Here is a 14,722-nt window from a genome sequence, read left to right as displayed (position 1 = left end):
TATCACAAGAGCTTAGATTATTTTTTAATACTAAAACAGGAAAAGGTATTGCTTTAACAAAATTAGCCCAGTGGTATGATAAGGTTGAAAAATCAGGATTTAAAAGTTTTGCTACCATTATGAATACTATTCGAATCAACTACGAGGGGATTGTTAATTATTTTGAACACAGAAGTACAAATGCAGCTGCAGAATCTTTTAATGCAAAAATTAAAGCGTTTAGATCCCAATTTAGAGGTGTGAAAAATGTTGCTTTCTTTTTATTCAGATTAACTAAAATATATGCCTAGTCCCCAACAATTGGTCTTGATCCGATTTGAACTCCCGTCCGCCTCAGGCGGATAAGAATCCTGCGCCCTTGTTTAAATGATCATGAATCCAGGCCCTACCTTGCCCACCTTTAAGATTTTTCTCCCGATGCATCGCTTCAATTTTTGTGTTATAGAACTCAACATATACAACAGACCATGGACGATACTTTTGTGTATGCCCTTTTTGAAGATTATTATGAGAATATATTCTTGATATTAAATCACTTGTAAAGCCAATATATATTTTATCGGCTTTCTGAGAATACAATATATAGACAACAAATTCCATCTAGGATAAGGTACTATTTTTTGCATTACAATCAAAGTTAAAAGTAGCTGGGAGATTTGCTCTCGCGAATCTTGGGGGTTGGGCTGCAATCAAAAACCAGCAGGTGCTGCGCACATGCAGTTTTTTTTTCTCCCTACCCCAAATTAAAGCGAGCTTTATTTGGGGTAGGGAGAAAAAAAACCAGAAAGTAAAACTTTCTGGTTTTTGGGTGGCGCGAGGGAGATTTGAACTCCCGACCTCAGGGTTATGAATCCTGCGCTCTAACCAACTGAGCTACCGCGCCTAAAAAATATATTATAAGCAAACCAATTAAAGGATTGTTTTGCGGGTGCAAATATAATTCATTTTTCTTAATAAGTTTAATATGCAATGGAAAAATTTTATGTGAACAAAATTCTATTTTTTTTTAAGCTTGAATCTTACTGAAATTCAGCTACTAGATAGTATTTTTATTATATTCGTTTTCTTCAAAATAAATAATGTCTAAAATTAGTTTCACCGCATGTAAAGTCAGGCAGTTCGCAATAGGGATATTACTATCCTCCCTATGTATTTTAAGCGGAGTTAATTCTAGTTACGCTCAAAGACGAGCCGATTTCCAACCGCTAAACGAAAGACGATATATAGGCATTCATTTTGACGATGATTTTTTATTCTTGTTTAATAGTGACGAACAATATACTGGAGGTCTTGAAATCGAGTTCTTAAGTAAAAGTAAAAATCCGGAGAACTTAATTCGACTTTTTAACCCTTTTCAAGCAACAGATCACAATTGGATCTTTGTTTTAGGCACTTCATTATATACCCCATACAATTTATCCGACTCCTTAATTATATTGAACGACAGACCTTACAGTTCTTATATATACGGTTCATTCGGTTATTCGGCATACGACCGAAAAAAACAAAGACGATTCACCACAGAATTAAGTCTTGGTATCATTGGATCTGCCTTACCAGGAAAAGTACAATCAGCACTTCATTCTATAGGTGACAGTAAACCGACAAATGGATGGCAATATAAAATTGGAAACAAAACAACCTTCGCTCCGAATTTTAAGCTAAATATTACCAGAAATCTTATTCGAGTTGACGATTTAAAAACATTAAAATTAGATCAGTTAATATTCGCTCATTTCTCAGAAGTGAATGCGGGTATATATCAAACAAATTTGAATTATGGATGGCAATTGGACGCTTTTCACCTTCGTTCTAAAACCAAAGCACCGCTCAAAATAATACTTCATAGTCCTTTTGAGAATTCGAAAGGAAAAAAGCTTCGCCAAATTCAAATCAATCCTTATATCCTCACTAAAATTCAAATGGTAGTCCACAATACTGCTTTAGAAGGTTTGCCTTGGATTAAGAGTCCTTATACATTAAATCATGAAGATATTCACCGCCTTGTATTGCAATTAGAAGCAGGACTTAAGATTAGTTATAAGAACCTCTATTTTAAATATAATATCGTAGGAAGAAGTAAAGAATATTTCGAATATTCTAGAAATTGGCATATATGGGCCGGTATTAATCTTGGTATTAACTTTTAGATTTTTCTAACACGAACCTTCTTCTTCTTGAGGCGCGTATTGTTAAATTGATTCACAATACCTTCCACCAAATGTTGTTTAATTCCAACGAAAGAACAATCTCTATTCAACTCTATTACACCAACATCATCAGGACTTACTTTTCCTTCCTTAATGAATAATCCTGCGATATCGCCTTTTGAAATCTTGTCTTGACGTCCACCAGAAATAAATAAGGTTGCCCAATCACTATTCGAATCGATTTGTTTTCTCTTGAATACTACTGCTTTTTCATTCGCCAAATAATCAGGTAATCGCTCACGTTCTGTTTGAATAACATAAGCAGTTCCCTCTTTTCTCATTCTGGCTGTTCTACCATTTCTATGAATAAACTCTTCCTCTTTTTGTGGCAATTGGAAGTGTATGATAAATTTTAAATCTGGAATATCTATTCCTCTTGCAGCTAAATCCGTTGCTATTAAAATTTGATGCGTTCCATTTCTAAATTTAATCAAAGAAGTTTCACGATCTTTCTGATCCATGTCTCCATTAAACAATCCGTGCTTCAATTTGTTTTCAAATAAAAAGTCACTTACTTCTTTAATTGAATCTTTGTAATTACAGAATATAATGCCAGGTTGGTTTCCAATGTTTGATAAAATATCCAATAGGGCATCCATATTATTCGATCCTTTTACGACTTGAATCGTTAACAACGGCTTTTCATCTTTCAAAAAGTTAATTGTTTCAGGATGTTTTAAATGAACAAAATCAGGAATTTCAACACCATAAGTTGCTGAAGTCAAAATCTTCTGGTCTAACGAAGTCAATGCTTCAAGAATTTCAATCATATCATCATCATACCCCATCTCTAATGACTTATCAAATTCATCAAGCACCAAAGTCTTAATTTTACTGATATCAAAACTCTCTCTAAATATATTTGCGGCTAATCGCCCAGGCGTTCCAATTAGTATCGCTGGCGCATGTTTCATATTAATTCTATCATGCGTTCCAGAACGGCCTCCATACATTGCATTGACTTTAAAACCTGTTCCCATTTCACGAATAACCTGTTCTATTTGAACCGCTAATTCCCGAGTAGGAACAATAATCAAAGCTTGTACAGCATCAATTGTCGGATCTAATTTCGAAATGATCGGCAATAAAAAAGCCAATGTTTTCCCTGTTCCCGTAGGCGACAATAAAACCACTTCTTCCTTTGTATTGATTGCTTCTGTCGCAGCCAATTGCATTGGATTCATTTTTTCGATTTTAAGTTTATCGAGAATTAATTTTGTGGTATTGGAAATAGATGACATGATGTGAATTTATTTGCTGTTAAAACTTAAATGCAAATTTACGACAATATCACTATGAAGTGACGAAAAGTAATGAGTATTAATACAGAACAAAAATTAATCTCCTCATTATTTAATTTAGAATTAATACATAGGACAATTCTTTAAATTCTCATAACATAGCATAGTATACTCTTAATCTTACAATAAGATCAAGGTAATTAGAAGACGGGGCCGCTCGACGTAATTTTGTCGGTAAATAAAAACGAAAGAAAATGAAAAGAAAATTATTTTTTGCATCTCTGATATTAGCAGGTACTGCAAGTTATGCCCAACTAGGATTTGATCCACACTTCGATTTCACAATCGAAACTGAAACGGTAATTGTACCGGAATCACCAATCTATAAACAAGTTCTTTTTATTGGTGGTGTTCACGAAGTACAAACAACAGATACTTATGGCAATCCAGCAGGATCTTTTGTTGCTAAACAATGGCATGATTTCATTGGTTTCACAGAAGATACTGAATCAAGTGATTTAGGTTGGTTATCTGTTAATCATGAAATGATTTCAGCAGATGACAATATTGGTGATGGCGGTGGAATGACAACTTTCAAAGTAAAAAGAGATCCTGTAACGGATACTTTAATTGTTGTTTCTCAAACATTAGCTGACGGAAGAACTGGAGATTTTTTCAATGTAGATTTCACAAACAAAGTTGGTGAAACAGGAATGAACTGTGGTGGTATCCAATCTATGTTTGACGGTCGTATTTGGACTGCTGAAGAATGGTGGCAATCAAGTAATACAGGAATATATGCAGACGGGTCAGGTATTAGAGATACAAGTGATTTTACAATTGTTGGATCAGGTATAGCAATGGCTGATGGAGAAACTGTAACGAAGGTTGAAAACCTTAACTATATGGTTGAAATTGATCCAAGAGAAGCAATCGCAATCAGAAAACAATATAACTGGGGTAGACAGCCGTTTGAAGGTGGTGTAGTAATGCCAGACAATAAAACAGTTTATATGGGAGCTGATAATACACCTGGCTTATTCTCTAAATTCGTTGCTGACGTAGCAGGTGATTTTACTGAAGGAACAATATATTTCTACAAAGCTGATGCACCTACAAAATGGGTTGAGTTAGACAATAATAATTTAGATAATATGTTAGATTTTCAAGCAATAGCTATTGCAGCTGGTGCGACAATGTTTAACCGTTTAGAATGGGTAATTTACAATGAAGGTGATGGAGATGTTTACTTTACTGAAACAGGTAGAGATAATCCAGGTTCAAGATGGTCTGGAACACACGAAGATGGCGGACTTTATGCTGCACACCACATTGCAAGAGCAACTGCTCAAGGTGTTACTGATCCAGGAGATGGTGCTTACGTAGATTATTACGGTAGAATTTTAAAATTAGATGTTGAAACCAACGAAATCACTGTTCATTTAGAAGGTGGTCCTGATTATGATGAAGATGTTGCTGAAGCTGATTATCCAACAACGCATTTAACAAACCCTGATGGTTTAGGTACAATCACTATTGGTGATGTAACTTATTTATTGATTTGTGAAGATTTAAATGGTCGTTCGAATGGACGTATGCCTGCTGGATATACAAACAGTACTTGTGAATTATTTATGTTAGATTCAAGAATTGCATCACCTTCTCTTGATGATTTAATTCGTATTGCTGAAGTACCTTTGGGTGCTGAAGTTACTGGTGTTAGAGCTACTCCTGATGGGAAAACGATTTTATTTAACGTTCAACACCCTAGCGCTGCAAACCCTTTCCCTTACAATAACTCTTGTACAATTGCTTTAACTGGATTTGATACTGATTTCTCAGGTATTCCTAATATCGACAGAGAAGCTACAGATTTAAAATTATATCCAAATCCAGCAACCAATATGGTATACATCAATAAATTAACTGATGTTGCTATCTATAATGGAAATGGAAAATTAATTCATGTAATCTCGCAAGTTGACAAATTTGATATCTCTGGTTTATCTAAAGGTATTTACTTTATCAAAACTGCTGAGAATGAAACTAAAAAATTGATCGTTCAATAATTTGATCCCATTCAATTCGCCCTGCTTTTCTAATGAGAAGCAGGGCTTTTTGCGTAAAAAACGTTTACTCCTTTGGCAAATAGTAGGGGAACAATACAAAATGAAAATGAAAAAAATCGTACTATTCTTATTGTTATCGACAACAGCTTCAACATGGGCTACATCTATCAAACCTGCAACAACTATCAAGGTGCTATTAATTGAAAATTACAATAAATTAATTCAATCTGTCCAATCAATCCAGGACGATAATAAAAAGCATACAACGAATTGGGAAACCAAACAAGAACTATTCTTCAATGCTCGAATCTCATTTAAAAAATGTGAGGCATTGCTTACCTATTTTGATCGAGAATATATAAAGAATTATATCAATGGTGCACCACTACCGCAAGTTGAACCAAAAGCACCTAGTCTGGTAATTATGGAGCCTGCTGGTTTCCAAATCATGGAGGAGGTTTTATTTGAGGAAGATTTTGAAAGCTATCATCAACTAACAGATGAATTAGTGATTAAACTGAAAGCTATTCTTCCAGGACTGCAACGTGAACGTTATAATGAGCGCATGATAATTGAGGCAAGCAGAGAGAGTTTAATTACAATTGCAGCTTTAGGAATTACGGGTTTCGACACACCAACAACCATCAATACAATTGCAGAGATTAAAACTTCAGTGCAAGCACTCGAACAAATACTAGATGCTTACGCAAGCTACCTCAATGCAGACCAATTGGTTCAATTCAAAAGATATTTTGAGAAAGGAAATTCCTATTTAATAAATGTAAATTTTGAATCCTTTGATCGTTATGGTTTTATTAAAAACTTTATCAATCCCATGTATGGTTATTTACTACAAGTACAAAAAGAATTACACATTGAAACACGTGATTTAGTAAGCAAGTCCGAATTCAGTGTAAATTATGAAACCACCAATATTTTTGATACTGATTTCTTAAATTATAAATATTTCTCACAATATTCTAATTCTGGGAATGTCGAACAACGCGCTGAGCTCGGACACCTGCTATTCTTCGATCCTATATTTTCACATAATAACCAAAGATCTTGTGCATCTTGTCACGACCCTGAACTTGGATTCTCTGATGGCGCAAGAACCAGTCTAGCATTTGACAAAACAAGTCAATTAAAAAGAAATGCCCCCACCCTATTAAATTCAATTTATAATACAAAGCTCTTTTGGGATGGACGAGTAACCACCCCTGAAGAACAAGTAGAACATGTATTATTCAACAAAAACGAATTCAATAGTAATTATGATGAACTCATCGCCAAATTAAAATCATGTGACGACTATGTAAACAAATTTGAATCTGCCTATCCGAGTATTAAAGATATCAGTCGATACACCATTGTAGCGAGTTTAAGTAGTTTTATTCAAACCTTAAGATCATTCAATAGTGATTTTGATAAAGACATTAAGCTTGAGAATCAATCCAATCCAAAATTAGCAGAAGGCTTTAATATTTTTACGGGTAAGGCAAAATGTGCAACCTGTCATTTCATTCCAACTTTTAGCGGTAATGTTCCTCCACTTTATATTGATACGGAGACGGAAGTTTTGGGAACACCTGCTGTAAATGACAAAGAGAATGCCATTTTAAGTCCTGATTTAGGTCGATATGGAAATGGTCGTCCAAGAGATCAAGCTCCATTTTACAAACACTCCGTTAAAACACCAACATTGCGAAATGTTGCATTAACAGCTCCTTATATGCACAACGGTGTATTCGACAATTTAAGAGAAGTTGTAGATTTTTATAATATTGGCGGCGGTCATGGTTGGGGAATTGCTCCTGAGCATACAACATTACCTGCCGACTCATTACATTTAACGACACTTGAAATTGATGCTTTGATTTTCTTTATGGAAGCCTTAACAGATACTGTCGGAATGAACAAAATGCCAAATGAGTTACCAATTTCATCAATAGAAGAAATTAATGACCGTAAAATTGGAGGACGCTATTAAATTATGATTAATTATTTGATCTTAAAACCTAGATTAATTAGCTTTTTCCCATTTAGTGTTAAATTGGTGTCGTTTCTATCATTATTATCTGCTAAAATCTTTAATTTTTAGTATCTTGCGCGACTTTAAAAATTATAAGTTATTAGCATGTCAGAAAAAATAAAATATGAACTAGAATTTGAAGTGAATTCTTCAACAACAGTTTTATATAATATGATGAGTACCCCTAGTGGTTTAAGTGAATGGTTTGCCGATGATGTTAACATTAAGGATGATGTATATACTTTTTTTTGGGATGGCAGTACAGAGGAAGCTAAATTGATTAGTAAGAAAAAAGGTGAAGCAATTAAATTCCAATGGTTAGAGGATTTTGAAGAAGGCTTAAATACTTATTTCGAATTATCAATTAAAGTAGACGATTTGACCAATGATGTAGCAGTAATCGTAACTGACTTTGCAGAAGAGGATGAAATGGACGAGGCGAAATTACTTTGGACAAATCAAATCAACGACTTAAAGAAAACAATCGGATCGTAATTTATTACATAAAATTTGTACTTTTCTTTTCTCAAGCACGTTTAATTAAATAAAGGCCTTGAAGAAGCTCAACATATTTATCATTCGGTCTTTTATTGGACCATTCATGATTACATTTTTCATTGCCATGTTCTTTTTGATCATGCAATTCTTATGGAAATATGTAGATGATCTGATGGGCAAAGGTCTTGATATTTCCGTTATTCTAAAATTACTCTTTTACGTATCGGCAACATTAATTCCATTAGCCCTGCCACTTGCAGTGCTGTTCTCATCAATTATGACATTTGGGAATCTGGCTGAGAAAAACGAACTTACAGCTTTAAAATCATCAGGATTATCATTATTTCGAATCATGAATCCGATGCTGATATTTGTACTCTTACTGAGTGCATCAGCATTTTATTTTTCGAATTATATATTACCCTTAGCGAATTTAAAATCGCGAACAATTATTTATACCATTCAGATTAAAAAACCAACTTTCGGGATCACGGAAGGCGTATTTTATAATGACATCGCCAACTATAGCATTAAAGTAGGTAAGAAAAATGACGATACAGGTATATTGCAGGATATCATTATTTATGAAACAGACAAAGGAAATGTTGGTAAAACAATAAAAGCTGAGTCAGGTGAAATGATTCAATCTGAAAACAAAAGATTCTTATTACTCAAGTTGATCAATGGTGCGATGTATGAACCCATTCAACAAAGCAGTTCGAATGACTTGAAAGCACCATTCCAAAAATCGTTCTTCAACGAGGCCATCTTCAAATTTAGCATGAGTGGATTTGACCTCAAAAAGGAAAGTGAAGATCTCTTTAAACGGGAATTCGAAATGATGAATTATAGACAATTAGGCGTTGCAATTGATTCGTTATATCTCGAACAAGATACAACGGATTCAGAATTTCAGACAACGATATTTAATCAAATTCTAATTCTAAATAAAAATTACGATCAAAAAAAAGACAGTTCTGATCTATTAATAAATTCGGACGGCATAGTAAAAATTGATACCATACTTTTTTTAGATAGTTTACCAAAAATGGAATATTTTACGGCCATGCAAAATGCGCAGGGTAAAATTAGAGCCAATAAAAACCTTGCCAATACGCAAACGATTATTGATAATGGTGACCTTACAACATTAGCTAATTTTAAAGGCGCGTGGCATAAAAAATTCACCCTATCTATCGCTATAATTGTCTTATTCTTTATTGGTGCACCATTGGGTGCTATTGTAAGAAAAGGAGGACTAGGTGCACCACTGGTATTTGCTACACTTTTCTTTTTACTTTATTATATATTAACTATTTCAGGTGAAAACATGGTAGATTCAGGTTTCATAGAAGTATGGAAAGGACTCTGGATGAGTACTATTATTTTAACACCACTTGGAATTTTCCTAACATATAAATCGGCAAACGATTCCGCCCTATTTGATTTAGATGTTTATAAAAAATACTGGCGTAAACTAATCCGTAAAAAGAATTAATATGAAGGTTTTACAACTGAGCAATAAACCACCCCAGCCAACAGTAGATGGAGGGTGTATTGCAATTAACAATATCTCAACTGGATTAATAGATCTTAATATTGATCTACAAATACTGACTATTTGCACTGAAAAACACCCTTTTTTATACGAAGCTTTTAGTGAAGGATTTATAGATAAAACTGAAATTGAAGCTATTTTTGTCGATACAAGAGTCAATGTAATAGATGCCTTTTCAGCACTTGTCACAGCTGATTCATACAATATTAGTCGATTCTTTTCACCTGATTATAGTAAAAGACTTACCGAGATTCTTGAAGAAAACACATTTGATATTGTGCATCTTGAAAGTCTTTTCATGACACCTTATATTTCTATAATCCGAAAGTATAGTAAAGCAAAAATAGTATTGCGTTCGCACAATTTAGAGCATTTAATTTGGCAACGTCTGGCAAATTCGACTGGAAACAAGGCTAAAAAAATCTATTTAAAACACTTGGCTTCTAAATTAAAAAAATACGAACATGCAACAATAAATGAGGTAGACGGTATTGCAGCGATTAGTTTTGAGGATACTAAAAAATTTAAAAAAATGGATTGTGAACCACCTATAATCACAATTCCATTCGGCATCAACCTTGGCAAGTACAAACCACTTAAGAAGACAGCTGAATTACCACTATCTTTCTTCCACATTGGAGCGATGGATTGGGAACCAAATAAAGAAGCCATTAATTGGTTATTAGACGACATTTGGCCCAGCATTAAGTCAAAAGATATATCACTTCATTTGGCTGGGCGTAAAATGCCAAATTATATTAAAGTATTATCTGAAGACAATCTTCACATTTACGCTGAAGTAAAAAGTGCGATTGATTTCATGCGGAAATACGATGTTCTTATTGCACCATTACTTTCAGGAAGCGGTATGCGCGTTAAGATAATTGAAGCTATGGCCTTAGGTAAAACAATAATCACTACAAAAATTGGTGCTGAAGGTATCAATTATAAAAATGGTGAAAATATTATTATTGCCAATTCTTCAGATGACATTGTCGCTGCAATTGATAAATTAATTGCCAACCCTTCAGAGATTTCACGTATTGGAGATAACGCTCGAAGATTAGTTGAAGAGCAATATGACAACTCTAAAATCATGAAAGATCTATTAAAGTTTTACGAAAATCTTTAAGTAGTTTCGCTCATATGAAAATTTTTGTTCTTCTTTCTCGCTTCCCTTACCCACTTGAAAAAGGAGACAAATTACGTGCATATTATCAAATTAAAGAATTAGCGAAGGATCATGAAATTCATCTTTTTTGCTTGTCCGATAAAAAAGTTAGTCCAGAAGACAGAAAGGTTATTGAGGAAATAGTAACCAGTCTACAAGTCGCTAAACTTAATAAAATAGGAATTCTTTGGAATCTTTTTTTGATGATATTTAGCGCTAAACCTTTTCAGATCGGCTATTTCTACCAAAAATGGATTCATCAAAAAATTAAAAATTCCATTCAAAAAATTAATCCTGATCATATTTATTGTCAATTGATTAGAACGTCTGAATACGTGAAAGACATTCACAATACACCTAAAACAATTGACTATATGGATGCTTTAGGAAAAGGAATGTACAGAAGAGCATCTATTTCAAAAGGTTTAAAAAAGTGGCTACTATTGCAAGAAGGAAAGAGGTTGAGTGCATATGAAAATCGGATTTTTGACTACTTCAATCATCATACAATTATCTCCGATCAAGATAGCGCTTTTATCAACCATCCCCAACACAAATCAATCACAATAGTTGAAAATGGCGTTGCCCCCAAATTCAGTTCCTTTGATCAACAAGTAGATAAAGTATATGAATTAGTTTTTACTGGGAATATGAATTATGCGCCGAATATTGAATGTGCAGAATATATAGCTCTTCAAATCTTGCCACTTTTATCAAAAGAAAATTTAAAAGTAAAATTATTATTGTCTGGTGCGAATCCACATCACCGAATAAAACAATTGAATCATATTGAAAATGTAACGGTTACAGGCTGGGTAGATGACATTCGACTGAGTTATGCCCAAGGAAAAATATTTATTGCCCCGTTATTCATTGGAACGGGACTGCAAAACAAGTTACTTGAAGCGATGTTAATGGGACTTCCTTGTATCACTACAACAATGGCAAATAATGCATTGAAAGCAATTCCTAATGAATCTATTTTAATTGCAAATTCTGCAGAAGAGTTCTCTACCTCAATTCGTCAATTATTAAACGACGAAAACTTTTACAATGAGATTGCGCAAAATGGTAAGCAAATGGTTTCCAACATGTACAGCTGGGAAAAATCAGTTGAAAAGCTGAACCAATTATTCAAAATATCGAATCCCAACTAGGTTGTATCATATTATCGTAAAATTCTAGAAATTAACTCAGGTTATTATATTTGGTTTAACAGTATATAAAGACTAATTTTGTACCGCAAAAGAGATATATTATGACATTCAAATTGAATACAATTGAAGACGCAATAGAGGATATAAAATCTGGAAAAGTTGTTATCGTAGTTGATGATGAGGATCGAGAAAATGAAGGTGACTTTATTGCTGCAGCAGAAAAGGTAACGCCAGAAATGATCAACTTTATGGCTACTTATGGTAGGGGATTAATTTGTGCTCCACTTACTGCTGATCGTTGTGATGAATTATCATTAAACATGATGGTTGATGACAATACAGTTCTTCACAATACTCAATTTACAGTTTCTGTTGACCTTATAGGACACGGATGTACAACAGGTATATCTGCTTATGATAGAGCAAAAACAATAGAATTTCTTACCAAAGATGATACTAAACCTGCAGATTTAGGCAGACCAGGTCATATTTTTCCTTTAAAAGCGAAAAACGGTGGTGTTTTAAGACGGGCTGGACATACAGAGGCTGCGATAGATTTAGCGCGTCTTGGAGGATTTAAGCCAGCCGGAATATTGGTTGAGATTTTAAATGAAGATGGTAGTATGGCGAGATTGCCACAGCTTGTGGAAGTTGCTAAAAAATTCGATTTAAAAATTATTTCAATCGCTGATTTAATCGCTTATAGACTAAAACATGAATCTTTAATTGAAAGAAAAGTTGAAGCTGATATCAAAACATTATGGGGTGACTTTAAATTAGTTGCTTATAAGCAAACGACAACTGACGACGAACACCTTGCCATCTTTAAAGGTGAATGGGATGAAAATGAAGACATTTTGGTCCGTGTTGAATCAACTTCTTTCACGAACAATTTATTAGATGCTATTCGTTCGGATAAACAATCTAATTTAAGTGCTTCATTGAAGATGATTGAGAAAGCTGGTAAAGGAGCACTTGTTTTTATTCAACAAGAAGAGAAACAAATCGGTTTGATAGAAAAGTTATTGATGTACAATGACAATACTAAGCGTGCGTCAGATGGTAAAGATTACGGAATTGGGGCTCAAATTTTAAGAGATTTGAAAATCACAAACCTTAACTTAATCTCTAATAGCTCTAATATTAACGATGCGGTGATACAAGCTTATGGACTTACACTTAACAAAGTAATTCCTTTTATCTAAGCTTCACTCCTACCCGTACTATGATAGCGTCGGCAAATCTAATTGAATTAATTTTTGATTCAACCCAAGCTAGAATATCAAAATATTCTAGTATTACGTTCTCACGATCGTCTTTTAAAAGCTCGACTAACTTTACATGAAACGCTGTAAATATTTTCAGTTGTTGGGCTTGACTTTCCCCCTTAGCCAACATTTTAATATTAGAAATCAGTAATCTTTCTACTTGATAATCCTTGGGTTGCTTATTTAAAAATCGAGCCGTTGATTTTAAGTCATACTCCATAAAATCATGATTCTCTAATTCAAAATGTATGATCAAATTAAAGATTCTTGAGAATGAATAAATATCTTGTCTCAACTGTTTTTCGTTGTCGTTTAAAACAATATTAATATACTTTAATGCGACCTTAAAATCACCGACACCAAAATAAGCATAGGCAATATTATAAGTAAACAACAGCTGTTTTTCCTTATTTATTTTTTCTTCATATAAATTCAAACCTTCTTCAATCGCAGGAATTAATTGTAAAGATTTTTCGAATTCTCCTTTACGGTTATACAATTGCAATTCACCAATATTGGTTGAAGTGAAAATACGTACCTTGGTATCAATTGCACTGAAAGCTTTTTTTCCTTCTAATTGCTTAATCTCATTGACTGTGGCTTCAGCATTCTTAAAGTCGTAAAGATCGATATAGCACAACATCATGAAATTGAGTGTTGCAATATACCTTTGCTGTAAATCGTTCTTTATTTTTGGCTTCAATTCCATCACCGACTTGGTTTTCTGGAAAAATTGAAGTGCGTTTTCATAATCTCGTTTACTCGCACTACAAACTCCTTTTATATAATAACAAATGGTTGTTGCTCTCGTTGAAATTGCCGTGTTTTTGCCTTTAATTAAATGATAATCTTCAATCTCTTCTACAAAGGCGCGTTCTGCTTCGTTTCTTGTAAATCCTCCACTTCTAAAAATATAATTGATTCTTGAATAAAGCACGTGATATTCTGCTAGGTTCCGGAGCTTATCAACAACATCCTGCTCTTCGACAATAAGTTCATCCAAATTCCTTGTAAAGATACCCGACTCGTATGCTTCTTCTAATAATCGCTTTTCCCAATTCAATAATTCAAATTGATAATAGAATTTCTCATGTTCTTCAGCGACCTTCTTTGCTCGATTAACAAATTTATTACACTCTTTAAACAATGCTTTTCGGTAAAGAATTTCCACATTCTTTATCTCTTGTTTAAGCTGAGAACTAATAGTTTGATCAGAATAATAAGACCTTAAACTTTTAAGAATCAATTTGTATAAATGGTTCTTCTCCGAAGGCAAATGTTTAATAAAAATCTCATTGTTAAAAGCCGCTTTTAAACTTTCTTCATCATACTTTTTTTGCCCTTCAATAAAATCAAATATTTTTAAATAGTTCTTATCTCCAGATTGTAGAGAAGAATTTAATTTAAAAAATCTCTTTTCAGATTTAGATAAGGACTTTATTAAATTGTGCAGTTCGTTTGATGGTTTCATACTAAAATTATAAATAGGATTACAAGAATCTTCATTCTAAATATAAT

At 33.6% G+C, this 14,722-nt stretch carries 12 protein-coding genes and 1 tRNA gene; 9 read left to right on the top strand and 4 right to left on the bottom strand.

All coding sequences use genetic code 11. The features are described from left to right. Positions 1–290 (top strand): transposase (locus tag T367_RS0117140; protein WP_027420952.1); only part of this gene is annotated, 290 nt, incomplete at its 5' end. 43 nt (positions 291–333) lie between these two features. Here T367_RS0117140 and T367_RS0117135 read toward each other — a convergent pair. Both T367_RS0117135 and T367_RS0117130 read right to left on the bottom strand, forming a co-directional pair. Continuing rightward, positions 334–600: a GIY-YIG nuclease family protein gene (locus T367_RS0117135; RefSeq protein WP_027420951.1), complete on the bottom strand. Its 267-nt coding sequence runs from the start codon at positions 598–600 to the stop codon at positions 334–336. A 209-nt stretch (positions 601–809) separates the two neighbouring features. Continuing rightward, positions 810–883 (bottom strand) — tRNA-Met (locus T367_RS0117130). A gap of 196 nt (positions 884–1,079) precedes the next feature. On the opposite strand from T367_RS0117130, the gene T367_RS0117125 reads away from it, so the two are divergent. Further along, positions 1,080–2,150, top strand: coding sequence for a lipid A-modifier LpxR family protein (locus T367_RS0117125; RefSeq protein ID WP_084274474.1), 1,071 nt, complete (start codon positions 1,080–1,082; stop codon positions 2,148–2,150). On the opposite strand, the gene T367_RS0117120 is transcribed toward T367_RS0117125, so the two are convergent. Then, positions 2,147–3,394, bottom strand: coding sequence for a DEAD/DEAH box helicase (locus T367_RS0117120; protein WP_245593069.1), 1,248 nt, complete (start codon positions 3,392–3,394; stop codon positions 2,147–2,149). The genes T367_RS0117125 and T367_RS0117120 overlap by 4 nt on opposite strands. A gap of 311 nt (positions 3,395–3,705) precedes the next feature. Between T367_RS0117120 and T367_RS0117115 the strand changes: the two genes are divergently transcribed. From T367_RS0117115 to ribB, 7 genes are all read left to right on the top strand, one after another. Beyond that, a complete protein-coding gene (locus tag T367_RS0117115; protein ID WP_027420948.1) occupies positions 3,706–5,520 on the top strand; it encodes an alkaline phosphatase PhoX in 1,815 nt (604 codons plus the stop codon). A gap of 106 nt (positions 5,521–5,626) precedes the next feature. After that, positions 5,627–7,510 (top strand): cytochrome-c peroxidase, encoded by a 1,884-nt coding sequence (locus T367_RS22890; protein ID WP_169736081.1) that lies wholly within the window; start codon positions 5,627–5,629, stop codon positions 7,508–7,510. A 147-nt stretch (positions 7,511–7,657) separates the two neighbouring features. After that, a complete protein-coding gene (locus T367_RS0117105) occupies positions 7,658–8,047 on the top strand; it encodes an START-like domain-containing protein (RefSeq protein ID WP_027420947.1) in 390 nt (129 codons plus the stop codon). 58 nt (positions 8,048–8,105) lie between these two features. Then, positions 8,106–9,548, top strand: coding sequence for an LptF/LptG family permease (locus T367_RS0117100; RefSeq protein WP_027420946.1), 1,443 nt, complete (start codon positions 8,106–8,108; stop codon positions 9,546–9,548). A 1-nt stretch (position 9,549) separates the two neighbouring features. Beyond that, positions 9,550–10,740 (top strand): glycosyltransferase family 4 protein, encoded by a 1,191-nt coding sequence (locus T367_RS0117095; RefSeq protein WP_027420945.1) that lies wholly within the window; start codon positions 9,550–9,552, stop codon positions 10,738–10,740. A 14-nt stretch (positions 10,741–10,754) separates the two neighbouring features. Next, positions 10,755–11,936, top strand: a complete 1,182-nt coding sequence (locus tag T367_RS0117090; RefSeq protein WP_027420944.1) for a glycosyltransferase — start codon at positions 10,755–10,757, stop codon at positions 11,934–11,936. 101 nt (positions 11,937–12,037) lie between these two features. Then, positions 12,038–13,141 carry a 3,4-dihydroxy-2-butanone-4-phosphate synthase gene (gene ribB / locus T367_RS0117085; RefSeq protein ID WP_027420943.1) on the top strand — a complete coding sequence of 368 codons (1,104 nt, stop codon included), beginning with the start codon at positions 12,038–12,040 and terminating at the stop codon, positions 13,139–13,141. Here ribB and T367_RS0117080 read toward each other — a convergent pair. Beyond that, positions 13,134–14,675 carry a hypothetical protein gene (locus tag T367_RS0117080; protein ID WP_027420942.1) on the bottom strand — a complete coding sequence of 514 codons (1,542 nt, stop codon included), beginning with the start codon at positions 14,673–14,675 and terminating at the stop codon, positions 13,134–13,136. The two genes, ribB and T367_RS0117080, sit on opposite strands and share 8 nt — an antisense overlap. Positions 14,676–14,722: the final 47 nt, after the last annotated feature.

The sequence above is a fragment of the Crocinitomix catalasitica ATCC 23190 genome (assembly GCF_000621625.1).
GTDB classification, from domain to species: domain Bacteria; phylum Bacteroidota; class Bacteroidia; order Flavobacteriales_D; family Crocinitomicaceae; genus Crocinitomix; species Crocinitomix catalasitica.
The sequence above is the reverse complement of the archived record's forward strand: the minus strand, read 5'-3'. Positions and strand labels throughout refer to the sequence as shown.

What these genes read in the sequence shown, in the direction of transcription:
- T367_RS0117135 (WP_027420951.1), bottom strand. Translation starts at nt 600, where the DNA reads ATGGAATTTGTTGTCTATATATTGTATTCTCAGAAAGCCGATAAAATA.
- T367_RS0117125 (WP_084274474.1), top strand. Translation starts at nt 1,080, where the DNA reads ATGTCTAAAATTAGTTTCACCGCATGTAAAGTCAGGCAGTTCGCAATA.
- T367_RS0117120 (WP_245593069.1), bottom strand. Translation starts at nt 3,394, where the DNA reads ATGAATCCAATGCAATTGGCTGCGACAGAAGCAATCAATACAAAGGAA.
- T367_RS0117115 (WP_027420948.1), top strand. Translation starts at nt 3,706, where the DNA reads ATGAAAAGAAAATTATTTTTTGCATCTCTGATATTAGCAGGTACTGCA.
- T367_RS22890 (WP_169736081.1), top strand. Translation starts at nt 5,627, where the DNA reads ATGAAAAAAATCGTACTATTCTTATTGTTATCGACAACAGCTTCAACA.
- T367_RS0117105 (WP_027420947.1), top strand. Translation starts at nt 7,658, where the DNA reads ATGTCAGAAAAAATAAAATATGAACTAGAATTTGAAGTGAATTCTTCA.
- T367_RS0117095 (WP_027420945.1), top strand. Translation starts at nt 9,550, where the DNA reads ATGAAGGTTTTACAACTGAGCAATAAACCACCCCAGCCAACAGTAGAT.
- T367_RS0117090 (WP_027420944.1), top strand. Translation starts at nt 10,755, where the DNA reads ATGAAAATTTTTGTTCTTCTTTCTCGCTTCCCTTACCCACTTGAAAAA.
- ribB (WP_027420943.1), top strand. Translation starts at nt 12,038, where the DNA reads ATGACATTCAAATTGAATACAATTGAAGACGCAATAGAGGATATAAAA.
- T367_RS0117080 (WP_027420942.1), bottom strand. Translation starts at nt 14,675, where the DNA reads ATGAAACCATCAAACGAACTGCACAATTTAATAAAGTCCTTATCTAAA.